General features: G+C 72.3%; 24 protein-coding genes. 15 read left to right on the forward strand and 9 right to left on the reverse strand.

The window, feature by feature from the left end:
- Positions 1–2 precede the first annotated feature (2 nt).
- On the forward strand, positions 3–1,091 hold the full coding sequence (gene mnmA / locus ABT324_RS01450; protein ID WP_351169746.1) for a tRNA 2-thiouridine(34) synthase MnmA: 1,089 nt from the start codon (positions 3–5) through the stop codon (positions 1,089–1,091).
- On the opposite strand, the gene ABT324_RS01455 is transcribed toward mnmA, so the two are convergent.
- Positions 1,075–1,788 (reverse strand): alpha/beta hydrolase, encoded by a 714-nt coding sequence (locus ABT324_RS01455; RefSeq protein ID WP_351169749.1) that lies wholly within the window; start codon positions 1,786–1,788, stop codon positions 1,075–1,077. The two genes, mnmA and ABT324_RS01455, sit on opposite strands and share 17 nt — an antisense overlap.
- A gap of 507 nt (positions 1,789–2,295) precedes the next feature.
- Here ABT324_RS01455 and ABT324_RS01460 point away from each other — a divergent pair.
- The 8 genes from ABT324_RS01460 to ABT324_RS01495 all read left to right on the forward strand — a co-directional run bounded on the left by ABT324_RS01460 (position 2,296) and on the right by ABT324_RS01495 (position 11,067).
- Positions 2,296–2,817 carry a TetR/AcrR family transcriptional regulator gene (locus ABT324_RS01460; RefSeq protein WP_351169752.1) on the forward strand — a complete coding sequence of 174 codons (522 nt, stop codon included), beginning with the start codon at positions 2,296–2,298 and terminating at the stop codon, positions 2,815–2,817.
- A 38-nt stretch (positions 2,818–2,855) separates the two neighbouring features.
- A complete protein-coding gene (locus tag ABT324_RS01465) occupies positions 2,856–3,641 on the forward strand; it encodes an alpha/beta fold hydrolase (protein ID WP_351169755.1) in 786 nt (261 codons plus the stop codon).
- Between the two features lie 34 nt (positions 3,642–3,675).
- The gene (locus ABT324_RS01470; protein WP_351169758.1) at positions 3,676–5,208 is read left to right on the forward strand and encodes a fatty acyl-CoA synthetase; all 1,533 of its coding nucleotides are present in this window, start codon (positions 3,676–3,678) and stop codon (positions 5,206–5,208) included.
- A gap of 53 nt (positions 5,209–5,261) precedes the next feature.
- Complete coding sequence (locus ABT324_RS01475; protein WP_351169761.1) at positions 5,262–6,290, forward strand: methionine synthase; 1,029 nt, start codon at positions 5,262–5,264, stop codon at positions 6,288–6,290.
- A 167-nt stretch (positions 6,291–6,457) separates the two neighbouring features.
- A complete protein-coding gene (locus ABT324_RS01480; RefSeq protein WP_351169764.1) occupies positions 6,458–7,465 on the forward strand; it encodes a DUF6461 domain-containing protein in 1,008 nt (335 codons plus the stop codon).
- Between the two features lie 66 nt (positions 7,466–7,531).
- Positions 7,532–8,206, forward strand: a complete 675-nt coding sequence (locus ABT324_RS01485) for a hypothetical protein (RefSeq protein WP_351169767.1) — start codon at positions 7,532–7,534, stop codon at positions 8,204–8,206.
- A gap of 217 nt (positions 8,207–8,423) precedes the next feature.
- Complete coding sequence (ligA, locus tag ABT324_RS01490) at positions 8,424–10,544, forward strand: NAD-dependent DNA ligase LigA (RefSeq protein ID WP_502949670.1); 2,121 nt, start codon at positions 8,424–8,426, stop codon at positions 10,542–10,544.
- A 37-nt stretch (positions 10,545–10,581) separates the two neighbouring features.
- On the forward strand, positions 10,582–11,067 hold the full coding sequence (locus ABT324_RS01495; protein WP_351169770.1) for a GNAT family N-acetyltransferase: 486 nt from the start codon (positions 10,582–10,584) through the stop codon (positions 11,065–11,067).
- A gap of 294 nt (positions 11,068–11,361) precedes the next feature.
- Here ABT324_RS01495 and ABT324_RS01500 read toward each other — a convergent pair whose 3' ends face one another.
- On the reverse strand, positions 11,362–12,015 hold the full coding sequence (locus tag ABT324_RS01500) for an ACT domain-containing protein (RefSeq protein WP_351170047.1): 654 nt from the start codon (positions 12,013–12,015) through the stop codon (positions 11,362–11,364).
- A gap of 304 nt (positions 12,016–12,319) precedes the next feature.
- Between ABT324_RS01500 and gatC the strand changes: the two genes are divergently transcribed.
- The 4 genes from gatC to gatB are packed head-to-tail and all read left to right on the forward strand — an operon-like array spanning position 12,320 to position 15,826.
- Positions 12,320–12,619: an Asp-tRNA(Asn)/Glu-tRNA(Gln) amidotransferase subunit GatC gene (gene gatC / locus ABT324_RS01505; protein ID WP_093146731.1), complete on the forward strand. Its 300-nt coding sequence runs from the start codon at positions 12,320–12,322 to the stop codon at positions 12,617–12,619.
- Positions 12,619–14,127: an Asp-tRNA(Asn)/Glu-tRNA(Gln) amidotransferase subunit GatA gene (gene gatA, locus ABT324_RS01510; RefSeq protein ID WP_351169773.1), complete on the forward strand. Its 1,509-nt coding sequence runs from the start codon at positions 12,619–12,621 to the stop codon at positions 14,125–14,127. Before gatC ends, gatA begins: the two co-directional genes overlap by 1 nt.
- Complete coding sequence (locus tag ABT324_RS01515) at positions 14,124–14,324, forward strand: hypothetical protein (RefSeq protein WP_351169776.1); 201 nt, start codon at positions 14,124–14,126, stop codon at positions 14,322–14,324. The genes gatA and ABT324_RS01515 overlap by 4 nt, the downstream gene beginning before the upstream one ends.
- On the forward strand, positions 14,321–15,826 hold the full coding sequence (gene gatB, locus ABT324_RS01520) for an Asp-tRNA(Asn)/Glu-tRNA(Gln) amidotransferase subunit GatB (RefSeq protein ID WP_351169779.1): 1,506 nt from the start codon (positions 14,321–14,323) through the stop codon (positions 15,824–15,826). The genes ABT324_RS01515 and gatB overlap by 4 nt, the downstream gene beginning before the upstream one ends.
- Before the next feature lie 66 nt (positions 15,827–15,892).
- Here gatB and ABT324_RS01525 read toward each other — a convergent pair whose 3' ends face one another.
- On the reverse strand, positions 15,893–17,308 hold the full coding sequence (locus ABT324_RS01525) for an FAD-dependent monooxygenase (RefSeq protein ID WP_351169782.1): 1,416 nt from the start codon (positions 17,306–17,308) through the stop codon (positions 15,893–15,895).
- Positions 17,309–17,393: 85 nt separating this feature from the next.
- Here ABT324_RS01525 and ABT324_RS01530 point away from each other — a divergent pair, with 85 nt between their 5' ends.
- The gene (locus ABT324_RS01530; protein ID WP_351169785.1) at positions 17,394–17,984 is read left to right on the forward strand and encodes a TetR/AcrR family transcriptional regulator; all 591 of its coding nucleotides are present in this window, start codon (positions 17,394–17,396) and stop codon (positions 17,982–17,984) included.
- Here ABT324_RS01530 and ABT324_RS01535 read toward each other — a convergent pair whose 3' ends face one another.
- Together ABT324_RS01535 and ABT324_RS01540 are read right to left on the reverse strand one after the other, a co-directional pair.
- The gene (locus ABT324_RS01535; RefSeq protein WP_351169788.1) at positions 17,985–19,142 is read right to left on the reverse strand and encodes a PQQ-dependent sugar dehydrogenase; all 1,158 of its coding nucleotides are present in this window, start codon (positions 19,140–19,142) and stop codon (positions 17,985–17,987) included.
- A gap of 101 nt (positions 19,143–19,243) precedes the next feature.
- Complete coding sequence (locus tag ABT324_RS01540) at positions 19,244–20,182, reverse strand: alpha/beta fold hydrolase (RefSeq protein ID WP_351169791.1); 939 nt, start codon at positions 20,180–20,182, stop codon at positions 19,244–19,246.
- A 111-nt stretch (positions 20,183–20,293) separates the two neighbouring features.
- Between ABT324_RS01540 and ABT324_RS01545 the strand changes: the two genes are divergently transcribed.
- A complete protein-coding gene (locus ABT324_RS01545) occupies positions 20,294–21,043 on the forward strand; it encodes a DoxX family protein (RefSeq protein WP_351169794.1) in 750 nt (249 codons plus the stop codon).
- Between the two features lie 70 nt (positions 21,044–21,113).
- On the opposite strand, the gene ABT324_RS01550 is transcribed toward ABT324_RS01545, so the two are convergent.
- The 4 genes from ABT324_RS01550 to ABT324_RS01565 all read right to left on the reverse strand — a co-directional run bounded on the left by ABT324_RS01550 (position 21,114) and on the right by ABT324_RS01565 (position 25,073).
- Positions 21,114–21,362: a hypothetical protein gene (locus ABT324_RS01550; protein ID WP_351169797.1), complete on the reverse strand. Its 249-nt coding sequence runs from the start codon at positions 21,360–21,362 to the stop codon at positions 21,114–21,116.
- Positions 21,359–22,426: a TrbL/VirB6 family protein gene (locus ABT324_RS01555; RefSeq protein WP_351169800.1), complete on the reverse strand. Its 1,068-nt coding sequence runs from the start codon at positions 22,424–22,426 to the stop codon at positions 21,359–21,361. Before ABT324_RS01555 ends, ABT324_RS01550 begins: the two co-directional genes overlap by 4 nt.
- Positions 22,427–22,620: 194 nt before the next feature.
- A complete protein-coding gene (ilvD, locus tag ABT324_RS01560; protein ID WP_351169802.1) occupies positions 22,621–24,465 on the reverse strand; it encodes a dihydroxy-acid dehydratase in 1,845 nt (614 codons plus the stop codon).
- A 146-nt stretch (positions 24,466–24,611) separates the two neighbouring features.
- Positions 24,612–25,073, reverse strand: a complete 462-nt coding sequence (locus ABT324_RS01565) for a PH domain-containing protein (protein ID WP_351169805.1) — start codon at positions 25,071–25,073, stop codon at positions 24,612–24,614.
- Positions 25,074–25,243: the final 170 nt, after the last annotated feature.

Raw genomic sequence — 25,243 nt, forward strand, 5'->3', positions numbered from 1 at the left:
GCGTGCGAGTACTGGCAGCGATGAGCGGCGGGGTGGACTCCGCGGTTGCCGCGGCGCGGGCGGTGGAGGCCGGGCACGACGTCGTCGGGGTGCACCTGGCGCTGTCGGCCAAGCCCGGCACGCTGCGCACCGGCGCGCGCGGGTGCTGCACCATCGAGGACTCCCGCGACGCCCGCCGCGCCGCTGACCTGCTGGGCATCCCGTTCTACGTGTGGGACTTCGCGGAGCGGTTCACCGAGGAGGTCATCGAGACCTTCGTCGGCGAGTACGCCGCGGGCCGCACCCCGAACCCGTGCCTGACCTGCAACGAGAAGATCAAGTTCGAGGCGCTGCTGGACAAGGCGGTGGCGCTGGGCTTCGACGCGGTCTGCACCGGCCACTACGCCCGGCTGTCCGTCGTGGACGGCGTGCCGGAGCTGCGCCGCAGCCGCGACGAGGGCAAGGACCAGTCCTACGTGCTGGCCTCGCTGACCGCCGAGCAGCTGCGGCACTCGATGTTCCCGCTCGGCGACTCGCTGAAGTCCGAGGTGCGGGCGGAGGCCGCCGAGCGCGACCTGGCGGTGGCCGAGAAGCCGGACAGCCACGACATCTGCTTCATCCCGGACGGCGACACCAAGAAGTTCCTGGAGACCAAGCTCGGCCAGCAGCCGGGCAAGCTGGTCGACGCCGAGACCGGCGCGGTGCTCGGCGAGCACACCGGCGTCCACGGCTTCACCATCGGCCAGCGCAAGGGCCTGGGCATCGACGCCCCAGCGGCGGACGGCCGCCCCCGCTACGTCCTGTCCCTGGAGCCGGTCTCCGGCACGGTCAAGGTCGGCGCGGCGGAGCGCCTGTCGGTCACCGAGATCGACGCCAAGCGCCCGATCTGGCCGTCCGAACAACCCCTCCTCGGCCCAACGGAGTGCGTGATCCAGGTCCGAGCCCACGGAGGCACCGCGGAAGCGGTCGCCGAAGCCGAAGGCGAAGGCATCCAGGTCCACCTCCGCCAGCCGCTGCGCGGTGTGGCCCCAGGCCAAGCGATCGTCCTCTACCGCCCAGACACCGAAGGCGACGTGGTCCTGGGCAGCGGAATCATCACCACCACCCGCTGACGGACCACGCCTCGATCACCTGTGGCCGCCCTCCGCCGTGATGAGCCCAGCCAGGTGGTCCGGATGTTCTTCGGTGAGCAGGTGTCCCGCCGAGGGGACGACGTCGAGTGGCAGGCCGAGGTCGCGCCGGGCGGCGCGGGCCAGCGGGCGGCTGGGGAAGTAGCGGTCGTTGGTCGCCGACGACGACCGCGCGTTGCACCCGCTGGTCCGCCACCACCGCGCGGGCGGGGTCCAAGCTCGAGCGCACGTGCCGGGCGACCAAGGTCATCCACTCCACCAGCTCCGGGCGGGGGACCTGGTCCGGTGCGAGCATCGTGGCCAGCAACCGCGCGCTGTCGGCAGCGCGGCGGCGGAGCAGCCATGACGAGGACGCGGCGAGGATCCCGGGTGTGATCCGGGCCCGGACCAGGCCGCCGGGGGACAGCAGCACCTGCCGCGAGACCAGCGGCGAGGCGGTGGCCAGCGTGATCGCCGCACCCAGCGAGTGACCGACGACCACGACCCCGGGTTTGGCGACTTGGTCGAGCACGTCCGCCAGCCACCGGCCGTACCAGGAGTTCCGCTGCGGTGCGGGGATTCGCCGACCGGTGCTGAGACCAGGTTGGCCGGGGATGTCGACCAGGACCACGCGGCAGCGGGCAGCGAGGGCGGTGGCCAGCGGCAGGCAGCTGGCCGAGCAGAGGTTCGTCCCGGGCACGAAGACAGCTGTCCGAGGTCCACTGCCAGCAATGGTCAGGTGCGTCGCGGCGCCGTTGGCGGTGATCAGGTCGCGCTGATGCGCTGTGGCCCACGCGTCGAGCTGATCGGTGCACCACCGCTCGATCGCCTTCTGGCCTTGCGCGGTTCGGTAGGTGTGGTTCATACGTGGCCCGGGAGGCTGAAGGCTACGTCCGCTCGGTCGATTCTCCTGGGCGGGGCTGCGGTCTTCGGGAGGTGTCGGCGGAGCTGGATCCGCAGCCACAGTTCCTTCGCGCCGTCGGTGAGGATTTTGCGGTGCAGGATCACGAAGTTTCGCCTCTCCTGTTCGTAGCGGCGGAACGGCGGCGGTCCTCCGGTACCACTCGCAGCGCTGGACCCAGCGAGGAGGAACCGACCAGGGGCGCGGGGGCGTCGGTCATGGCGGCCACGCTAGACCGTTGCTTACCGGTCGGCAAGTAACTTACCGGTCGGCAAGCACTAGGATCACCCGCGGAGGAGGACGCCGATGCCGAGGACACGGGTCGACACCAGCGCGGAGATCCGCGCGGTCGCCGCCGAGTTGTTCGCCCGCCAGGGGTTCGAGAAGACCAGCCTGCGCGAGGTCGCCGAGCAGCTCGGCATCACCAAAGCCGCGCTGTACTACCACTTCCCGTCGAAGGCGGACCTGGTGCGCGGCATCGTGCAACCGCTGCTCGACGACGTCGGGGAGGTGCTCGCCGCCAGCCGCGGGCGCGAGCCCGAGCAGTTCCTGGCCGGCTACTTCGACGTCGTGCTGCGCCACCGGCAGGTGTTCGAGCTGGTCATCCGGGATGTCTCGGCGTTGGCGCAGCTCGACCTGATGGAGCAGATGCTCAGCTGGCGCGAGCAGACCTACCACGTGCTGGTGGGTGAGGACGCCACGCCCGCCCAGATCGCCAAGGCGACGGTGGCGATCGGCGGGCTGCAGGACTGCGCGCTCACCGAGGGCCCGGTGGAGGAGTTCCGCGACGCGGCGCTGGCGGCGGCGATCGCGGCGCTGCGCAGCTGACCTTGCCGGACCGCTGGCGGCGGCGACATGATCACCGCATGACAGCGATTCACGTGACCGAGCGGGGAAGCGGCGAGCGTGCGGTCCTCGTGCACGGCTCGGGTTCCTGGGCGACGCACGACGCGTTCGGTTTCGGCGCGCAGCTCCCGCTCGCCGAGGACTTCCGGCTCGTGCTGCCGGACCGGCGCGGCTACGGCGGCAGCCCGGACGTCGAGCGCAGCGACTACGGGCAGGACGCCGAGGACATCGCCGAGCTGCTCGACGGCGGTGCGCACCTGGTCGGGCACTCCTCGGGTGGTGTGGTCGCGCTGCTCGCCGCGGCGCGTGCGCCGGAGTCAGTGCGGTCCTTGACACTGATCGAGCCCGCCTGCTTCCAGGTCGCTGCTGACGCGCTGCTGGTCGCCGCCGCGCTGGAACGCAACCGGGCGGCTGTCGCCTCGGTGCCGCCGGACCTCTCGGACGCCGACCTGGTGCGCCTCAACTTCGAGTCGGTGGGGTTCGAGGCACCCGAGCCGACCCCCGAGCTGGCACGCGCCACGCGGACCGCGCTGAACGAGTTCCCGGCCTGGGAGGCGGAGATCCCGCTCGACCGGCTCGGTGCGTTCCCGAGGCTGGTGGTCACCGGCACCTGGGAGGGCGCGCCGCAGGCCTACCGGGAGCACGGCGGCGAACCGATCATGGAGTGCGCGCGGGTCACCGCGGAGCGCATCGGCGCGGAACTGCTGCGGGTGGACGGTGCTTCGCACTGGCCGCACAGCCAGCGACCCGACCTCGTCAACGCGGCGCTGCGCGAGTTCTGGAAAGCGGGCGCACCGCGCGGTTAGTGTCTGGGATCACCCGCGTCGACTGGGAGGTCCCATGTCCGATCTTCGCGCCAGCACCGTTGCCGACGTCCTGCGCCGCAGCGCCGCACGGGTCCCGGATCGAGTCGCGCTGCGCTTCGTCGACAGCGCCGGGCGGGAGGCGGAGTGGACCTACGCCGAGCTCGACGACGCGGTCACCCGCGCCGCCGGGCTGCTGCTGGCCGCGGGCGCGCGCAAGGGCGATCGGATCGCGGCCTACGGCAAGAACTCCGACGCCTACCTGATCGGCTTCCTCGCCTGCGCGCGGGCAGGCCTGGTGCACGTGCCGATCAACTACAACCTGACCTCCGGTGAACTCGCCTACCTGCTGGCGCAGTCGGGCAGCAGCACCGCACTGGTCGACCCGGCGCTGGCGGGCAAGCTCGACGAAGTCCGCGCCGAGACCGCGGTCGAGCACGTGCTCCCGCTGCGCGACGACGAGAACTCGCTGCTCGCGCAGTGCAGCGCCGGTCCGGTCCCAGAGCTGGACGTGGACGTCTCCGACGACGACCTGGTGCAGCTGCTCTACACCTCGGGCACGACGTCGCTGCCCAAGGGCGCGATGATGACCCACCGCGCGCTGCTGCACGAGTACCTGTCCTGCCTGGCCGCGCTGGACTTCACCGAGGACGACCGGCCGCTGCACGTGATGCCGCTGTACCACTCCGCGCAGATGCACGTGTTCCTGCTGCCGAACCTGATGATCGGCTCCACCAACCGGCTGGTGGAGGTGCCGGAACCGGGCGATGTCCTGCGGCGCATCCAGGACGAGCGGATCAGCTCGTTCTTCGCCGCGCCGACGGTGTGGGTCGCGCTGGCCAACCACGCCGACTTCGCCGAGCGGGACCTGGAGTCGCTGCGCAAGGCCTACTACGGTGCCTCGATCATGCCCGGCCCGGTGCTGCGGCGGTTGCGGGAGCAGCTGCCGGAGCTCGGCTTCTACAACTGCTTCGGGCAGTCCGAGATCGCGCCGCTGGCCACCGTGCTGCGCCCGGAGGAGCACGACGAGCGCCCGGACTCGGCGGGGCGGCCGGTGCTGTTCGTGGAGGCGAAGGTCGTCGACGAGCAGGGCGAGGAGGTCCCGCCGGGGGAGTCCGGCGAGATCGTCTACCGGTCGCCGCAGCTGTGCACCGGGTACTGGGACAAGCCCGAGGAGACCGCCGAGGCGTTCCGCGGCGGCTGGTTCCACTCCGGTGACCTGGTGCGGCGCGACGAGGCCGGGTACGTCTTCGTGGTGGACCGGATCAAGGACGTGATCAACACCGGTGGGGTGCTGGTGGCCTCCCGCGAGGTGGAGGACGCGCTCTACGGGCACCCGGCGGTGGCCGAGGTGGCGGTGGTCGCGGTGCCCGATCCGAAGTGGATCGAGCGGATCGCGGCGGTCGTGGTGACCAAGGGCGAGGTGACCGAGGCGGAGCTGCTCGCGCACGCCCGCGGGCGGCTGGCCGGGTTCAAGATGCCCAAGGAGGTCCACTTCCTGGACGACCTGCCGCGCAACAGCTCCGGGAAGCTCCTCAAGCGGGTCCTGCGGGACCGCCTCAGCGGCTGAGCGCTCCGGGACGCCGGTCGGTGCGACGGGTGCGGGCTGTCGATAATGGCGGGGTGACTGACGCAGCTTGGGGCCCGGGGACCGCCACCACCATCGGGTCGATGCCCGGCACCGATCCGGTGGAGACCGCGCGCACCGTGGTCGGGGAGCTGCCCGACCTGGCGCCGATCCCGGAGCTCCCGGCCCGCGGTGTCGGTGCCGACGTCCTGGGCCGGACCGCGGGGCTGCTGGTGGACCTGGCCGTCGAGGTCGTGCCCTCCGGCTACCGGGTCGCCGGGCGCCCGGGCCGGGACCAGCAGCGCGCCGTCGACCTGCTCCGCTGGGACCTGGACGCCCTGGAGCAGGCGGTTGCGGAGAAGGGCGCGCCCCGCGCGGTGAAGGTGCAGGCGGCGGGCCCGTGGACGCTGGCGGCGGGCATCGAGCTGCACCGGGGCCACCGGGTGCTCACCGACCACGGCGCGCTGCGCGACTTCGCGGAGTCGCTGGCCGAAGGACTGCGCGAGCACGTGTCGCAGGTGGCCAGCCGCACCGGCTCCCGCGTGGTGGTGCAGCTGGACGAGCCGTCGCTGCCCGCAGTGCTCGCCGGTGCCCTGCCGACGCCTTCCGGCTACGGCAAGGTGCCCGCTGTCCCGGAACCCGACGCGCAGCGCCTGCTCGGCGAGGTGGTCGAAAAGCTCGCGTCGGCAACGGGTTCACCGGTGATCGTGCACTGCTGCGCCAAGCGGCCCCCGGTCGCGCTGCTGCGCCGCGCCGGTGCGGGTGCGATCGCGCTGGACGCCTCCGGGCTCGGTGACGTCTCAGGTGCCTTCGCCGACGAACTTGGCGAAGCCTGGGAGGAGGGGACCACCCTGTTCCTCGGCCTGGTCCCCAGCACCGAACCGGCGAACGCGGCCCTGCGCACCCTCGCCCAACCGGCGTTCGACCTGGCCTCCCGCCTCGGCTTCGCCCGCAGGGCCCTCGCCGAGCGCAGCGTCCCCACCCCGACCTGCGGCCTCGCCGGAGCCACCCCGGCCTGGGCCCGGCGAGCGATCGCACTCACCAACGACCTGGCCAAGCTCTTCGCCGACGAATCAGACCAGTAGCAACCGCCCCCGGGTCGGGGACCGACGATCGTCGTGGACCAAGTGGCGCAACTTGCCGCCACCGAGGGGAGTCCTCTGTGGACCGGGGCCGGGGACCGGGGCACCGCGCGGGTGCGTCTTTTCCCGATTCGCCGGTGAGGGCCTTCGTACGCTGGTAGGAAGGGGACGTGGGCAGCTACTGCGTCAGCGAGATCGAGCGCGCCGGGTGGGTTCGGCGCAGCATCATCCAGGAAGCTGCGTGCCTGACCCTCGTGCGCGGTGGCGACCTCGAGCGGGTGGCCGAGGCGTTCGGGGCGGTCGCCGGGTTCGGGCGGGAGCTCGACGTCGACGAGTTCTGCGAGGAGGCCTTCGCCCACCAGGAGAAGCACCCGATGGTCGCGCTCAAGCAGGTCGGCGACTGGGTGCTGGTCATCGAGGACGGCGGGCAGCAGGGGCGGCGGCCGGAAGTGCTGCGGCGAGCCGCGGAGACCGAGGCCGTCTCGGTGTTCTGGGACGGCAGCGGGCTGACCCGCTTCTCGCACGCCGCGCGCGGCGAGCTGCGCACCGCGTTCGAAGCCGTGCTCCCGGAGTTCCGGGAGGGCACCGATCCCGACGGGCTCGAAGAGCTCCGCGGTGATCTGCCCTGGTCGCAGGCCGATCCGGTGGCTCTGATGCTGGCGCTGGCCGGTCGGATCACCGGGTTGCCGCCGGGGCCGGGCTGGCTGGCCGGGCGGCTGCGGACCTTCCCCGTCGCGCCCTGGCCGGACGACCTGGTGCCGGTCGCCGACCCGCTGGAGCACGTCGCCGGGTACCCGCCGGAGCTGATCTCCGCGCTGTGCGCGGCCGGTGAGCGGCCACTGCGGCGGGCCGCGGCGGTCATCGCGCGGCAGGTGGTCCTCACCGCCGACTGCGTCGACCACCCGGTGCTGCGCCGCACCACGTGCTGCTTGAGCACCGGTTCCCCGGTCGACCAGGCCGAGCTCGCGGCCGCGGTGCGGGAGTTGTCCTGGCAGAGCGTCCGCAGCCGCCCGTTCAGCAAGACCCGCACACACCTGCGGGCGGCGGAAGCGGTGCGCCTGGCGACGCACAGCGACCCACTCACCGCGTTGGCCGGGGTGCTGGGCGCGGCGCGGCAGGTGCGCGGCGTGGAGATCGGGGAGCTGGCGGGCCTCGTCGCGGCCGAACTGGCCGAGTGACCGCACAGTCCAGCGACTGCACCCATTCGGCCACGCGTCGCGCGACCCGACCGGCACAATGGGGGCATGTTCAGGTTCCTCCGCCGCCGTGCCGCTGAAGACGCCGCCGAACCGGTCGACGTGCACGCCGAGGCCGCTGCTCGCGCCGAGGTCTTCTGGCAGCGGTGGGACGACCTGCTGCCCGAGCTCGCCTCCGCGCTCGGCGACAGCGAGCCGCAGCGCGTCGAGAATTTGGTGGCCGACATGGTGGCCGCGGTGCACCCGAACCTGACCTTCGCCATCGAGCACGGCGAGCAGGCGGTGTACGCGCTGGTGCTCAGCGGCCAGGCCGACCCCGAGCTGCGGCCCTACACCGACGCCTGGATCGCGGCGGCGCCGACGCAGGACACGCTGTGGGAGTACCACGACTCGGTGCCCCCGGTGCCCGACCCGACCGAGGTCACGGTGAACCTGCGCGGCGAGAAGTACCCGCTCGGCGAGGTGCGGGTGGCCGCCCAGGTCGACGAGGCCGAAGGCGTGGTCGACGTGGCCGTCTACCACCCCGGGTTCAAGGCCCTGGAGGACAAGGCGCGCCGGGCGTTGACCTTCCTGCCGCTGGACGCCACCCTCGGTGAGCGACTGGCGGCCGACCGGCTGGGCCGGGTGGAGACCGCGGAACGGGAACCGGAGGGCGCGATCGGCCTGCTGGAGCTGCGCGAACTGGTGCGCGACCTGGACCGCACCGCCACCCCCGAATCCTGATCCCGCTGGCACCGGTGGTCCGGCCGGTGAATCCGCAGTTTCAATTGAAACTGCGGATCTCCGTGCGTGCGGATCGCAGTTTCAATTGAAACTGCGGCACCTGGAGCCCGGGCCCGGCGAGCCGCTGCGTGCCGTTGTCGGGGGCGCTCGCTAGTCTCGGGGCGTGACCAGCAAGGACGTGGACGACCGCAACCCGGAACGCGGCGCGGAGGAGACCGTGCCGACCGACCCCGCCGCCGGTCGGGCGGCCGAGGGCGTCGAGGACGTGCCCGCCGACGTGCGCGAGCGCTACGCGGAGCTCGCCGAGGAGGTCCGCGGCCACCAGTTCCGCTACTACGTGCTCGACTCGCCGACCATCTCCGACGGCGAGTTCGACGAGCTGTTCGCGCAGCTGCAGCAGCTGGAGGCCGAGCACCCGGCCTTGCAGGCACCCGACTCGCCGACGCAGGTCGTCGGCGGCACCTTCTCCACCGAGTTCACCCCCGTCGCGCACCTCGAGCGGATGCTGAGCCTGGACAACGCGTTCAGCACCGAGGAGCTGCAGGCCTGGGTCGAGCGGGTGGAGCGCGAAGTCGGCGGCGACGCGCACTACCTGTGCGAGCTCAAGATCGACGGCCTGGCGATCAACCTGCTGTACCGGGACGGGCGGCTGGAGCGGGCGCTGACCCGCGGTGACGGCCGCACCGGTGAGGACGTCACGCTCAACGTGCGCACCATGGCCGACGTGCCCGAGCAGCTCACCGGCAGCGACGAATACCCGGTGCCCGCGCTGGTCGAGGTGCGCGGCGAGGTGTTCTTCCGCGTCGACGAGTTCGCCGAGCTCAACGCCGGGCTGGTGGAGGCGGGTAAGCCGCCGTTCGCCAACCCGCGCAACGCCGCCGCGGGCTCGCTGCGGCAGAAGGACCCGCGGATCACCCGGACCCGCCCGCTGCGGATGATCTGCCACGGCCTGGGCAAGCGCGAGGGCTTCGAGCCGCAGCGGCAGTCCGAGTCCTACGCGGCGCTCAAGGCGTGGGGGTTGCCGGTGTCCCGGCACACCGTCGTGCTGTCCACTGTGGAGGAGCTGACCCAGCACATCGAGCACTGGGGCAGGAACCGCGACGCCGCCGAGCACGAGATCGACGGCATCGTGATCAAGGTGGACGAGGTGCCGCTGCAGCGCCGCCTCGGCACCACCTCCCGCGCCCCGCGTTGGGCCATCGCCTACAAGTACCCGCCCGAGCAGGCCACCACGAAGCTGCTGGACATCCAGGTCAACGTCGGCCGCACCGGCCGGGTCACGCCGTTCGCGGTGATGGAGCCGGTCAAGGTCGCCGGGTCCACGGTGTCGATGGCGACCCTGCACAACGCCGACGAGGTGCGCCGCAAGGGCGTGCTGATCGGCGACCGGGTGGTCATCCGCAAGGCCGGTGACGTGATCCCCGAGGTGCTCGGCCCGGTCGTCGACGTGCGCACCGGTGACGAGCGGGAGTTCGTCATGCCAGCGACCTGCCCGGAGTGCGGGACGCCGCTGGCGCAGCAGAAGGAGGGCGACGTCGACCTGCGCTGCCCGAACGCCCGCGGCTGCCCCGGGCAGCAGCGGGAGCGGCTGTTCTACCTGGCCAGCCGCAAGGTGCTGGACATCGACGCGCTCGGCTACGAGGCCGCGGGTGCGCTGCTGAGCGCGGGCGTGCTCGAGGACGAGGGCGACCTGTTCGACCTCGACGAGCCGAAGCTGCTCAAGACGCCGCTGTTCACCACCAAGGAGGGCAACCTCTCGGCCAACGGCGCCAAGCTGCTGTCCAACCTGGAGACGGCCAAGGAGAAGCCGCTGTGGCGGGTGCTGGTGGCGCTGTCCATCCGGCACGTGGGCCCGACCGCGGCGCAGGCGCTGGCCCGCGAGTTCGGTTCGCTGGACCGCATCGAGGCCGCCTCCGAGGAGGAACTGGCCGCCGCTGACGGGGTCGGCCCCACCATCGCCACCGCGGTGCGCGAGTGGTTCGCGGTGGACTGGCACCAGGAGATCGTGCGCAAGTGGCGGGCCGCCGGGGTGCGGATGGCCGACGAGCGCGACGAGTCGATCCCGCGCACCCTCGAAGGCCTGTCGATCGTGGTCACCGGCACCCTGCAGACCTTCTCCCGGGACGACGCCAAGGAGCTGATCATGGCGCGCGGTGGGCGCGCGGCCGGATCGGTGTCGAAGAAGACGGCGTTCGTCGTGGTCGGCGACTCGCCTGGGTCGAAGTACGACAAGGCGGTGCAGCTGAAGGTTCCGGTGCTCGACGAGGACGGCTTCCGCGTGCTGCTCGACCAGGGACCGGAGGCGGCGGCGGAGGTCGCCCTGCCCGTCGAGGAATGACGGGTGGTTGTCGGGGCGTCTTGGCAGGATCCGCGGTATGACGACGATCCGAGTGGCCCGCCCGGCGGAGTACCCGGCGATCGGCGAGATCGCCGTGCGCGCCTACACCGAGGCGGGCAGCCTGCCCTCCGACGTCGACTACGCCCGGGTGCTGCGCGACGCGGCGGACCGCGCGGAGCGGGCCGAGCTGCTGGTCGCCCTGTCCGGGGACAAGCCGCTCGGCACCGTCACCGTGGTCCATCCGGGCACCGCCTACGCCGAGATCGCGCAGCCCGGTGAGCTGGAGTTCCGCATGCTGGCGGTCGCCCCCGAAGCGGCGGGCAACGGCGTCGGCCGCGCCCTGGTCCAGGCGGTCATCGACCGGGCCCGCGAGCAGGGCCTGGCGCGCGTGGTGCTCTGCGTGAAGGACACCTCGACGACGGCCCAGCACCTCTACCGGGGCCTGGGCTTCGAGCGCTGCCCGGACCGCGACTGGGTCCCGGCCCCCGGGGTCAACCTGCTCGCCTTCACCCTCGACCTCTGAGCCCCCTGCCCCACCGACCGGGCACCCCGTCGACGATGCGAGTTCACCGGAGCTCAGACGCCTGACCCCCGTTGAGCCGGCCTCGGTGAGATCACCCCGACGCGCCACCGGCGTGTCGGGCCCCAACACGCCGTAAGCCCGCAGTTTCAATTGAAACTGCGCCCGTCCCGTCTCGTCCGACGACTCGTCACCACTCCTGGGACGTGCGATTCCGATGGGATTGCGTGGTCCGTGGAGGCGCCGGGATGCTCCGGGCGTGCGGGTGCTCCGAGGCGCTCCGCGGGCCGAGGTGGGTCAGCTGTCGAGGACCACCGCGACGATGCCGGCGAGGTGGGCGAGGCGGGCGAGTTCCGCCGCGCGGAACATCGGGCCGCCCGGGCGGCCCGCCAGCAGGACCCGGTCCGGCTTGCCGATGGGGGTGGCGGCCAGCTCGGTGCCCAGCTCCCGCCAGGTCTCCGGCACCCAGGTGTCGTCGCCGTCGAGGATCGTGGCACGCGGCAGCGGCAGCCAGGGCAGCTCCAGGTAGCCCTCCTGCGGGGCGGAGGTGCTCGCCGCCAGCTGCTCGGCACCGCCGGAGCGGTGGCCGAACACGACCGCCCACCCGGACCGGATGATCTTGGGCACGCCCTCGGCGAAGATCTGCAGCCCGCGCGTGGGCTCGGCGGCGATCTCCTCGACCAGCTCGAGCTCGCGGTGGGTGTCCAGCACGCCCGCGTAGGGGCGGACCGCGTCGACGGTGACGCCTTCGACGGATTCGGCCGCGGTGATCAGCACGTCCGGCAGGCGCCCGGAGGGCAGCTCCACCACCAGGTCGTCGATCGCCACGCCGCCCACCCGTTCGACGACGTCGACGCTGAGGATGTCGGCACCGATCTCGCCGAGCGCGCTCGCCACCGAGCCGAGGTTGCCCGGCCGGTCCGGAATCTGCACCCGGATGAGGAAGGACACCGGACTCAACGCCTCCAGTTTCGTGCGCGACACCTCGCCGGTCGCGCTGCTCCAAGCGCACGGGGCCGCACCGCAGCGGCTCCTCGCACGAGGAACTGGCCTTGAAATTGTGGCAGATGCCGGTGGCTCGCGGTGCCACCGCCGTCCACGCAGTGGAACGATCGACGGCTCCCGGAGGTTCCCGGGGCGCGTCCGCGCCACCACCGCCGCGCTGCGGGACGCGCACCCGCGGGCGGTGCCTAGTGGCCTGGTCAATAGACTGGGCGGTACCCGTGAAACCGGACATGACCAGGGAGCCTTCGCAGTGTCCAAGATCTCCCGCGACGAGGTCGCGCACCTCGCCGGCCTGGCGCGGCTGGCCGTCACCGAGGCCGAGCTCGACACCTTCGCCGGCCAGCTGGACCAGATCCTCGATGCGGTGGCCAAGGTGGGCGAGGTCGCTGCGGACGACATCCCGCCGACTTCCCACGCCGTGCCGGTGACCAACGTCTTCCGCGAGGACGAGGTGCGGCCGGGCCTGACGCGCGAGCAGGCGCTCGCTGCCGCGCCCGCCGCTGAAGAGGACCGGTTCCGCGTGCCGCGGATTCTCACCGAGGAGGCCTGATGACGACCGCATCTGGCGGCAGCCTGACCGGGCTGACCGCGTCCGAGCTCGCCGCGAAGCTGGAGGCGGGTGAGGTCTCGTCGGTCGAGGTGACGCAGGCCCACTTGGACCGGATCGCCGCCGTCGACTCGGCCGTGCACGCGTTCCTGCACGTGGACACCGAGGGCGCGCTGGGCGCGGCCCGCCGCGCCGACGAGGACCGCGCCGCCGGGAAGGCCGCCTCGCCGCTGGCCGGGGTGCCGCTCGCGCTCAAGGACGTCTTCACCACCACCGACATGCCCACCACCTGCGGCTCCAAGATGCTGGAGGGCTGGGTCCCGCCGTACGACGCGACCGTGACCAAGCGGCTGCGCGAGGCGGGCGTGGTCATCCTCGGCAAGACCAACATGGACGAGTTCGCGATGGGCTCGTCGACCGAGAACTCCGCCTACGGCCCGACCCGCAACCCGTGGGACCTCAACCGCATCCCGGGTGGTTCCGGTGGCGGTTCGTCGGCGTCGCTGGCCGCGTTCGAGGCGCCGCTGGCGATCGGCACCGACACCGGCGGTTCCATCCGCCAGCCGGGCGCGGTGACCGGCACGGTCGGGGTGAAGCCGACCTACGGCGGGGTGTCCCGCTACGGCCTGGTCGCGTTCTCCTCGTCGCTGGACCAGCCGGGGCCGTGCGCGCGCACGGTGCTGGACGCCGCGCTGCTGCACGAGGTGATCGGTGGGCACGACCCGCTGGACTCCACCTCGATCGACCAGCCGGTGCCGCCGGTGGTGGCCGCGGCCCGGGAGGGCGCCGCCGGTGATCTCACGGGTGTGCGGGTCGGCGTGGTGCGCGAGTTCTCCGGTGACGGCTACCAGCCGGGCGTGCAGCGCGCGTTCGAGACCGCGGTGCAGCAGCTGTCCGCGCTGGGTGCGGAGGTCGTCGAGGTCTCCTGCCCGCACTTCACCTACGCGCTCCCGGCGTACTACCTGATCGCGCCGAGCGAGTGCTCCTCGAACCTGGCTCGCTTCGACGCGATGCGCTACGGCCTGCGCGTCGGCGACGACGGCGAGCGCAGCGCCGAGGAGGTCATGTCGCTGACCCGCGAGGCAGGGTTCGGCCCGGAGGTCAAGCGGCGCATCATGCTCGGCACCTACGCGCTGTCCTCGGGCTATTACGACGCCTACTACGGGCAGGCGCAGAAGGTGCGGACGCTGATCACCCGCGACTTCGCCGCCGCCTTCGAACAGGTCGACGTGCTGGTCTCGCCGACCACCCCGACCACCGCGTTCGAGATCGGCGAGCGGGTCGACGACCCGATGGCGATGTACCTCGCCGACCTGTGCACGATCCCGTCGAACCTGGCCGGCAACGCCGCGATGAGCGTCCCGTGTGGACTGTCCGATGAGGACGACCTGCCGGTCGGGTTGCAGATCATGGCCCCGGCGATGGCCGACGACCGGCTCTACCGGGTCGGGGCCGCGTACGAGACCGCGCGCGGTGCGCTCCGCGTGCCCGAGCTGGAGGTGGCGGTATGAACCCGAAGTTGAAGGCGGCGTTCCAGCTGGCCTCGGTCCTGTCCGCGGCGTTCGGCCTGCGGGCGAGCATCCGCTCGGCGCGGGAGAAGAAGGACAAGCTCGCGCTGGCGGACGCGTTCATCACCGCGGCCGGGCTGGTCACCGGCACCGCGCTGGCCGTGCGCGCGCTGCGCAAGGGCGAGGAGGACGAGAAGTGACCGCCGTCGCCGAGATCATGGACTACGACGAGGTCCTGGCCCGGTTCGACCCGGTGCTCGGCCTCGAGGTGCACGTCGAGCTGTCCACCCGGACGAAGATGTTCTGTGGCTGCGCGAACGCCTTCGGCGCGGAGCCCAACACCCAGGTGTGCCCGGTGTGCCTGGGCCTGCCGGGTGCGCTGCCGGTGGTCAACGGCAAGGCCGTGGAGGCCGCGATCCGGATCGGGCTGGCGTTGAACTGCCAGGTCGCCGAGTGGTGCCGGTTCGCCCGGAAGAACTACTTCTACCCGGACATGCCGAAGAACTTCCAGACCTCGCAGTACGACGAGCCGATCGTGCACGACGGCTACCTGGACGTGGTGCTGGACGACGGCGAGACCTTCCGGGTCGAGATCGAGCGCGCGCACATGGAGGAGGACACCGGCAAGTCGCTGCACGTGGGCGGCAGCACCGGTCGCATCCACGGCGCGAACCACTCGCTGCTGGACTACAACCGCGCCGGGGTGCCGCTGATCGAGATCGTCACCAAGCCGATCGTCGGCGCCGGTGCGCGCGCCCCGGAGGTCGCCCGCGCCTACGTCACCGCGCTGCGGGACCTGCTGCGCGCGCTGGACGTCTCCGACGTGCGGATGGACCAGGGCTCGCTGCGCTGCGACGCGAACGTGTCGCTGATGCCGAAGGGCGCGGCGGAGTTCGGCACCCGCACCGAGACGAAGAACGTCAACTCGCTGCGCAGCGTGGAGCGCGCGGTGCGCTTCGAGATGCAGCGGCACGCGGCGGTGCTGACCTCCGGCGGTTCGATCCTGCAGGAGACCCGGCACTTCGACGAGTCCACCGGGACCACGTCGGCGGGGCGCCGCAAGGAGACCTCCGAGGACTACCGGTACTTCCCGGAGCCGGACCTGGTGCCGATCGCGCCGTCCCGCGAGTGGGTCGAGGAGCTGTCCAAGACGCTGCCGGAGCTGCCGTGGGAGCGCCGCAAGCGCGCCAAGGAGCAGTGGGGCCTGTCCGACGAGGAGCTGCGCGACCTGGTCAACGCCGGGGCGCTGGAGCTGATCGCCGAGACGGTGGAGGCCGGTGCGCAGCCGGGCGACGCCCGCTCCTGGTGGGTGTCCTACCTCGCGCAGCAGGCCAACACCCGCGGGGTGGAGCTGGCCGACCTGGACATCACCCCGAAGCAGGTGGCGCGGGTGATCGGGCTGGTCGCCGAGGGCAAGCTGACCAACAAGCTGGCCCGCCAGGTGGTCGACGGCGTGCTGGCCGGTGAGGGCGAGCCGGACGAGGTCGTGGCGGCCCGCGGCCTGGAGGTCGTCTCCGACGACTCGGCCCTGCAGAAGGCGATCGACGAAGCGCTGGCGGCCCAGCCGGACGTGGCGGACAAGATCCGCGGCGGCAAGGTCCAGGCGGCGGGCGCGATCGTCGGCGCGGTCATGAAGGCCACCAAGGGCCAGGCCGACGCCAAGCGGGTCCGCGAACTCGTCCTGGCGGCCTGCGGCCAGTAAGCACAGCACGGAAGGGCACCTCCCCGCCGGAACCCGGCGCGGAGGTGCCCTTCGTGCTTCCCACCCTCAGCTGATGCGGGCGATGTGGCCGTCTGGGCGGATCAGGACGTGGGTGCCTGGGGTGACGTCGTAGGTGGTGTGCGCGGTGCCGTCGGGGTCCAGCAGTGGGCCGGTGCGGGAGATCCGGTGGGTGTGGACGTCCGGTGTGGGTTCCGGGGGTTCGGTGTCGAAGGCGAGGTGGGTCCAGTGGGGGCCGCGGAAGAGGTCGAAGAGGCGGACCTGCTTGCCGTTCTCGTCGCGCAGCGGTGAGTCCGGGGCGCGGTCCCCGGCGCGGACCGCGCCTGGTTCGGGGCGTTCGTCGTGGGAGAGCGGGCTGTCCCGGTAGGAGATGTGCAGCTGGTTCGTCCCCCGGTCGTCGCGGCGGTGGGCGTCCGGGTGGCCGTCGACGTGGCGCCGGAGGAGTTCCGCGCTGACGCCGAGGGCGGCCGCGGCGACCGGCATGCGCTCCGCCTCGTAGCTGTCGAGGAGTTCGGGGCTGCCGTCGGCGAGCTTCCAACCGAGGTTGTAGGCGTCCTGGACCCCGGTGTTGAGGCCCAGGCCGCCGGTGGGTGGGTGGACGTGCGCCGCGTCGCCAGCGAGGAAGACGCGGCCCCGGCGGAACTGCCGCACCATCCGGATGTTCGGCCGCCACACCGTGGACCAGGTCAGGTCGTGCAGGCGGAGGTCGGTGCGCCCTGAGTGCTCGTCGAGTAGCCGTTGCAGGGTGCCCAGCGGGTCGGCGGGGTCGGTGTCGCCGGTGAGCGGGGCGTTGCACTGGAACGCGTCCATGCCGGGCAGCGGGGTCAGGCCGATGCCGTGGAACGGGTTGTCCGCGGCACCGAACCAGTGGCCGCAGCTGTGGTCCAGGCCGGTGACCTGCACGTCGGCGAGCAGTGCGCGGATGCCCTCGTCGGTCTCACCGGCGAATTCCACGCCGAGGGCCTTGCGCACCGTGCTTCGCCCACCGTCCGCGCCGACGAGGTGCTCCGCGTGAACCGCTCCGGTGCTCAACGTCGCCGTCACGCCGTCGGGGTCCTGGTGGAAGTCGAGGAGTTCCACGCCCCGCTCGACGCGGACGCCGAGTTCGGCCAGCCGGTTGCGCAGGATCTCCTCGGTCCGCCACTGGGGCAGCACCCACGGGTTCGGGTGCGGGACGTCGGGTGTGGGGTCGACGGGGTCGACCATCCGGCGCTCGCCCACGTACTGGCCGCCGACGTGCGCCCGCAGCGGTACCACCGGTCCGCCGCTGCCGAGCACCTCGTCGAGCACCCCGAGGTCGTCGAAGACCTCCAGCGTGCGGGGTTGCAGGCCGTCTCCGCGTGACCCCGCGAACGGCGAGGTGGCCGCGTCGACGATGCGGAGGTCGACGCCGCGGCGGGCCAGTTCGATGCCCAGCACCAGGCCGGTCGGGCCTGCTCCCGCGATCAGCACCCGGGTGTCCATGCCCACTCCTCGTTGAATTGAGATTCAGTGAATTCAGATTCAGAATGATGCTTGCTAGCGTGCCCTGTCAAGGAACGGAGGTGTGATGGCGGACAGCCGCAAGGCCAGGGCCGCGGAGACCGAGGCCGCGCTCAAGGCCGCCGCGCAGCGGGTCTTCGACCGGCTCGGCTACCTCAACACCAAGATCACCGACATCACCGCCGAAGCCGGGCGGGCCGCCGGGTCGTTCTACAACCACTTCGGCAGCAAGGAGGACCTGCTCGAATCACTGCTGGCGGACATGCTCGCGGCCAGCGACCGGGAGGTCCACGCCGACGCCGCGCACGACGACGACTTCGCCAAGCGCGCGGCGATCCGCTGGCACGTCGCGCAGTACTGGCGGTTCTTCCGCGCGCACCGGACCGTCATCCTCGCGCTGGACCAGGCGGCCCTGGTGGACCAGCGGTTCGCCGACCGCCTCACCACGCTGCTGGAACCGGACCTGCGGCACCTCGCCGACCACTTCGCGGGGGTCTCGGACCGCCCCGCGGCCACCGCCCTGGCGGTCTCCACCCTGATGCGGCAGTTCACGCACGCCAAGCTGGTCCAGCAGCACCCCGCGGCCGCGGACCTCACCGACGACGAGGCGATCGACCTGCTGACCGACCTGGTCGACCGCGGCGTGAACGGCCGCTGATCAGTCCTTGCCGGCGGTCCCGCCCGACGGCGGCTCCAGGCGCAGCACCCGGTCGTCGCTGGAGACCGGTGCGCCGCCGTCCTTGTTCGAGGTGCCCAGCCAGATCAGGCCGTCCGGGGCGAGCGCCGCGGTGGAGAAGCGGCCGTAGGTCTTCTCCATGACCTTCGCGGGCTGGCCGGTGACGGTGCCGTCCGGTGCCGGGTTCAGGGTGTAGAGCGCGGCGGCGTCCTCCAGTGCCACCACGACGGTCGACGGGTCGGCTGCGCAGCCGGTGACGCCGGGGCGGTCCGACCACGTCCACGACGGCGAGCCCAGCGGTTCGCCGAGCTTCACCCGGAACAGCGCGTCCTGGCTGCCCAGGCGGTCGGTGACCCAGTAGATGCCGAGGCCGGGCGTACCGCACAGGCCACCGGGGTTGGTCAGGCCGGAGACGACCACCGGCGACTTCGGGTCCGGGTTGCCCTGCGCCGGTTCGCCGAAGCCGTCGATGCGCAGCACCTTCCCGGCCAGCGACTGCGGGTTGGCGGCGTTGCCGGGGTTGCCCGCGTTGCCGGTGGCGACCAGCAGTGCGCCCTGCCCGTCGTCCAGCAGCGCACCGGAGTTGCCGCTCGGGCCCTTGGGGATGCCGGTCAGCACCGGCTTCGGGCGGTCACCCGCGGCGACCCGCACGACCTGGTTGTCGCTGCCGGTCGTGATGTAGGCGTAGAACAGCTCGTCCTCGTGGTAGGTCGGGGACAGGGCCAGCCCGGTGAGCCCGCCACCGCCGCTGGCGTCGACCGGGATCCGGGCCAGCTCAACGGGTTTCGCGCCGCGCTCGACCCGCAGCACGCGTCCGGTGGCCCGCTCGCCGACCAGCGCGGCGGTGCCCCCGGGCAGCACGGCGATCGCGCCGACCGGGTCCAGGCAGGTCGCCACCACGGCGGGGTCGGGGTCCTCGCAGCCCACCGGTTCGGCGGGCTTGTCCGGGGAGGTGTCGGTCTGGGGCGGTGGTGCTTCGCTCTCGAACGACGGTTGGGGTCCGGCCTGGGGCTCCAGCGACGGCGGATCGCCCCACGGCCTGGTGTGCTCCTCGGGGAACTGCGCGCAGCCCGCCAGCAGCGTGCCGAGCACCAGGGTCGTGCTCAGCAGGACTCGACGTGTGCGTTTCGGGGCTGCCACGACGCCCGAGCCTAACGGCCGGCCGGTGAACCCGCGGTGAGCCTGCCGGGTTCCGCAGGGCGGAAGCGCCTTGCCGCGACCCCACCGGAATGGCGGAGGGATCAGGGGTGGGTGGTGCGGCGGCGGGGGATCGGGTCCGGGAAGGGCAGGCGGATGCGGGGGAGGTCCGGGGGCGGGGGGTCGATGCCCAGGCGGGCGCACTCGACCGCCTGGACCCGGCGCAGCAGGTGGGCGAGTTCCGCGCGGACCTCGTCGGGTGCTTCGAAGGGCAGGAAGTGGGAGGTCGGCAGGGTCCGCACCTGCGCCTGCGGGAGCCGGGCGACCGACTTCGCGAGGCTGTCGACGTCCGCGAGCAGGTCGTGGGCACCGGCGAGGACCGTGGTGGGGCAGGACAGGTCGCGGATGCGGGAGCGCACCGACGCGCTCCACGCGAGGCTCAGCTCGGCGTGCCAACGCCAGTCGTGCCGGAGCAGCCGCCGCAGCGCCGCGGCGAGCGCGGCACCGTCCGCCTCTTCCCGCAGCAGCCCGGAGTTCTGCAGCAGCCGACCGGGGAGGTCGGCCAGCGGCAGGTTGGCGGTGATCGATTCGAGGAAGTCGCCGAGCAGGTGCAGCGATGCTGTTCCGCCGAGCGCGAGCAGTCGCCGGACCGCCGACGGGACGCCGAGGGCGCGCAGCAGCGCGTCGGTGCCGAGGGTCGGCGGACCGGTCAGCAGCAGTGCGCCGCGCACCCGGTCTGGGAAGCGCTGCGCGAGTTCGACCGCCACCACCGTGCCGCCCGACCAACCGACCACGACGCAGGTTCCCGCTCCCGCCGCGTCGAGCGCGGCGATGGCGTCCTCGGCGTGATCACGTGGCGTGGCTGGGCCGTTCCGGGGTGTCCAGGTGAGCGTCCGGGTGGTGGAATCCAGCGAAAGGAGTTCGGGAGCCGCGCGGAGTTCCGGACACCGCAGCAGGATCGGCCGCGGGGCTTGCGGCCATTCCGAAATCCGCGTGCCGCCACCAGCGGGAACATCGAAGTCCCGGAACACCTGCCGCGTCATCGGACCATTCTGCCGCAAGGGCGGGAGGCGGTCTCGAAGCCATCACGGGTGGGAACGGGTTTGCGAGAAGGGGTCGCACGGTGGGGTGAGCATGCCCTAGCCTCGTCCGGCGTGAGGATTCACGACGATCGCCCCGGCGGTGCGGGCGGCTACCCCGACGATCGCAGCTATGGTGCGCACGCCCAGCAACCGGGGGCGAGCGCGCAAGGTGCCCGGAGCACGCAGAGCCTCGGCGCGCAGAAGTACGACTACTACGACGATGACGATGGCTACAGCGCCGCCGACGCCACGTCGTTGGTCGATCCTCGCGGCAGCGAGGAGGACGTCTACTACGACGACCTCGGCAACACCCGTCGGCCGTTCGGTTGGAGCGGCAGCACCGACCTCGGTCTGCTGGTGCTGCGGTTGGCGCTGGGAGGCATCTTCCTCGCGCACGGCGCGCAGAAGCTGTTCGGCGTGCTCGGTGGTCCCGGCCCGGAGGGCTTCGCCCAGGCGCTGGCCGAGATGGGCTTCCAGCAGAGCGCGATGCTCGCGCTGATCACCGGCGGCACCGAGCTCGGCGCCGGTGCGCTGCTGGTGCTCGGCCTGTTCACCCCGCTGGCCGCGGCCGGTGTGGTGGGGGTGATGGCCAACGCGATCACCCTGAAGCTCGGCGCCGGTTTCTTCGCCGCCACCGGTGGTTTCGAGTACGAGGTGACGCTCGGCGCGCTGGGCTTGGGCCTGATGTTCACCGGCCCCGGCCGGGTGGCGCTGGACCACGGGCGGGTGTGGTTCCGCCGCCCGCTGCTGTTCGGCTTCATCAGCCTGGTCATCGCCGCCGGTGCCGCAGTGGCGGTGGTGCTGCTGTTCCACCGGCCCTGACCGCAGGACCCGCAGAGCGGGGGTGCGCACACCACGTGCGCGCCCCCGCTCTGTCGTTGGTGCGGTGCCGTCAGCTCCGCCTGCGACGTCGTGCGGGCTCGACGATCTTCGACCGGATCCGGTAGTCGACCCGGATGCGGCGGTAGGTGACCCCGTCGTCGACGCTGCCGGGCAGGTTGTGCCGGACGCTGCCCGAGGCGGAGTCGCGCTCGGGGTGCCCGGAGAACTCCACTCTGGACTCCGGCGCTTCGGAGAAGCGCAGCTCTTCGGCCGTCACCCGGGCGACGAAGTCGATGTCCGGCTGGTCGGGTCCGGTCACCGGGACCGCTCCCGGCGGGTGGTGCGCGGTCGTCGCGGCCGTTCCTCGCGGCTCGACTTCCTGGTGCCCTCCCGGTCGCTGGACCTGTCCTCCCGCTTCGAGCTGCCACCGGTGGTCTCGCGCGCGGTGTCGCCGACGTCGCGCGCGGTCTCGGCCGCGCTTTCGCCCACGTCTTCGACAGTCCTGCCTGCGCCTTCGCCGACGTCGCGGACGGTTTCGCCTGCACCCTCGCCGACGTCGCGGACGGTTTCGCCCGCCCCCTCGCCGACGTCCCGGACGGCTCCGCCCGCCCCCTCGCCGACGTCCCGGACGGTTTCGCCCGCCCCCTCACCCACGTCGCGCACGGCTCCGCCTGCGCCTTCGCCGACGTCCCGGACGGTTTCGCCTGCACCCTCGCCCACGTCGCGGACGGCTCCGCCCGCGCCTTCGCCCACGTCGCGCACGGCTCCGCCTGCGCCTTCGCCGACGTCCCGGACGGCTCCGCCCGCCCCCTCGCCGACGTCCCGCACGGCGCTCCCCGCGCCTTCGCCCACGTCTTCGACGGCGCTCCCCGCGCCCTCACCGATCTCGCGGACCGCTCCGCCCGCTCCCTCGCCGAGCTCTTCGACGGCGCTTCCCGCACCCGCGCCGACCTCGCGGACGGCTCCGCCCGCTCCCTCGCCGACCTCGCGGACGGCCGACCCGAGCCCCTGCGTCAGGTTCTCCAGGATCTGCGGGTTCCGGTCGATGGTCTGCAGGACGCGCTCCAGGATGCTGGCGACGTTGTCCAGCCGGACCTTCAGCAGGGCCTGGGCCCCCACGCCCTTGATCTCCAGCCCGACGCGGCCGAGGTAGACGTCCGCGCCCACGTTGAGCTTGACCAGGTCGAGCACCTCCGCCTGCAGCGACACCTTCGCCCGCAGGTCCTCGACCTCCAGCGAGATCTCGTCCACCCGCAGGTCCGGGACGTCCAGCAGCACGTCGGGCTCGCTGCTGCCACCCCTGGTCGGCCGCTCCTCCGGCGCCAGCTCGTCGTCCTGGTCCGGCTCGTCGTCGAACTGGTCGTACTCGTCCTCGTCGGCCATGGCGCTACCCCTCTTCGCGTTGGCCTCCGCCACACCCCGGCGCGGCGCGCATCGGGGTGGCTGCGGACAGGAAAACACAGGTCAGGGGCCGCCGCTGGGTGCCGGGCACCGGGGGAGGGGCCGGAAAAGCGAGAACGGGCCCGCGTGCGCTGGGCCCGTTCTCGTCGGCGGGTCATCTCACCCGAGCAGTTCGCTCACTTGTTGACGTCCCGGACGGCACCGTAGGAGGCCGAGGTGGCCAGGCGGGCGTAGGCGCGCAGCGCCGCGGTGACCTTGCGCTCGCGGCCCACCGGGGTCCACGGCTGCTCGCTGGCCTCCATCTTGGCGCGGCGCTCGGCCAGCACCTCGTCGGCGACGAGCAGCTCCAGCTTGCGCTCGCGGACGTCGATGAGGACCTGGTCGCCGTCCTCCACCAGCCCGATCGCACCGCCGTTGGCCGCCTCGGGGGAGATGTGGCCGATCGACAGGCCCGAGGACCCACCGGAGAACCGGCCGTCGGTGATCAGCGCGCACTTCTTGCCCAGTCCGGAGCCCTTCAGGAACGCCGTCGGGTGCAACATCTCCTGCATGCCCGGGCCGCCGGCGGGGCCCTCGTAGCGGATCACCAGCACCTCGCCGGGCTGGATCTCCTTGTTCAGGATCGCCGACACGGCCTGCTCCTGGCTCTCCAGCACGCGCGCCGGGCCCTGGAAGTACCAGAGCTCCTCCTCGACGCCCGCGGTCTTGACCACCGCGCCCTCCTCGGCGAGGTTGCCCTTGAGTACGGCAAGCCCGCCGTCGGCGGTGTAGGCGTGCTCGACGTCGCGGATGCAGCCGCCCGCCGCATCGGTGTCCAAAGAGGACCATCGGTTGTCGGTGGAGAACGCCTTGGTGGTGCGCACCCCGCCCGGCGCGGCGTGGAACAGCTCGATGGCCTCCGGCGACGGGGACTCGCCGCGGATGTCCCACTTGGACAGCCACTCGGTGAGGCTCGCGCTGTGTACCGAGGAGACGTCGCGGTGCAGCAGCCCTGCGCGGTCCAGCTCACCGAGGATGGCGGTGATGCCACCGGCCCGGTGCACGTCCTCCATGTGGTAGTCGGAGTTCGGGCTGACCTTCGACAGGCACGGCACCCGGCGGCTGGTCTCGGCGATGTCGTCCAGCGTGAAGTCGACCTCGCCCTCCAGCGCGGCGGCCAGCGTGTGCAGCACCGTGTTGGTGGACCCGCCCATCGCCATGTCCAGCGCCATGGCGTTCTCGAACGCCTTCTTGTTCGCCACCGACCGCGGCAGCACCGACTCGTCGTCCTCGCCGTAGTAGCGCTTGGCGATGCGCACCACGGTGCGGCCCGCCTCCTGGAACAGCGCGCGGCGCGCGACGTGCGTGGCCAGCGTCGAACCGTTGCCGGGCAGCGCCAGGCCGAGCGCCTCGGTGAGGCAGTTCATCGAGTTCGCGGTGAACATGCCCGAGCAGGACCCGCAGGTCGGGCAGGCGGAGCGCTCCACCTCGCTGAGCCCGTCGTCGTCCACCGCGGAGTTCGCGGACGCCGCGATGGTGGTGATCAGGTCGGTCGGCGCCTGCGCCACGCCCTCCACCACGACCGCCTTGCCCGCCTCCATCGGACCGCCGGAGACGAACACCGTCGGGATGTTCAGCCGCATCGCGGCGTTGAGCATGCCCGGGGTGATCTTGTCGCAGTTGGAGATGCACACCAGCGCGTCCGCCTGGTGGGCGTTGACCATGTACTCCACCGAGTCGGCGATCAGCTCGCGGGAGGGCAGCGAGTAGAGCATGCCGCCGTGGCCCATCGCGATGCCGTCGTCCACCGCGATGGTGTGGAACTCCCGCGGCACGCCGCCGGACTCGCGGACCGCCTCGGCCACCACGTCGCCGAGGTCGCGCAGGTGCACGTGGCCCGGCACGAACTGGGTGTAGGAGTTGGCGATCGCGACGATCGGCTTGCCGAAGTCGTCGTCGGTCATGCCGGTGGCACGCCAGAGGGAGCGCGCGCCCGCGGCATTGCGTCCATGGGTAGTAGTACGAGAGCGCAGCTGAGGCATATCCACCTTCTCGTTCGGGAGAGCAACGCATTTCACCCGGCGCCGGACGAAGTTCTCCGCGGGAAAGCGCGATGACTTCCGCTCGAAAGCACCCGCCGCCGAGGGGACGCACCTTGTGGGCGCGGGGAGTGGCGGTGCCGCCGAGATTACTCCTGCGATTCCGGGTTGGGCAGCCGCCCACCGCTCATCACCGACAGGCGGGGCAGGTCGCGCACCCGCACCGCGGGCAGCGTGATCTCCTTACCGGAGGTCAGGACGGCCTTGAGCCAGCGGTTCTCGTCCAGGCGCAGCGAGGCGACCTCGTCCCAGTCGAACCGGCCGCCGCCCAGCGCGGTGCGCACCGCGACCTGCTGCGGGGTGACCGTGGTCCGGGTGCGCAGGATCCACCAGGCCAGGCCGAGCGGCAGCAGGTAGACCAGCAGGCCCCACGGGGAGGCGGCCCAGGCCAGCGGGGTGGCGCAGACGAGGATGGCGACCACCGCGAGCAGCGATACCGGGGTGATCCGGAAGGTAAGCGACTTCGGCAGCTTGGGCTGCTCGGGGCTGGCCTGGGGTTCGGCTGCCTGGTCGTTCTCGGGCTGCTCGGGTTTCTGCGGGGTCTCGCTCACGCCGTCGATGGTCTCACCTGCGGTTGCGCGGCTGCCACGGTCCCGTGGCCCGGTGCGGTTCCCACCGGGGCGGTGGCCCACTCGGGCGCGTCGTACGTCACACGGATGGCGCCCGAGTATGTGGTGACCTGCGGTGATGTCACGGTGCGGCGGCCACCGCGGTGTTCCAG

Origin of the sequence: Saccharopolyspora sp. NPDC000359, assembly GCF_040300525.1 — a bacterium.
Classification (GTDB): Bacteria; Actinomycetota; Actinomycetes; order Mycobacteriales; family Pseudonocardiaceae; genus Saccharopolyspora.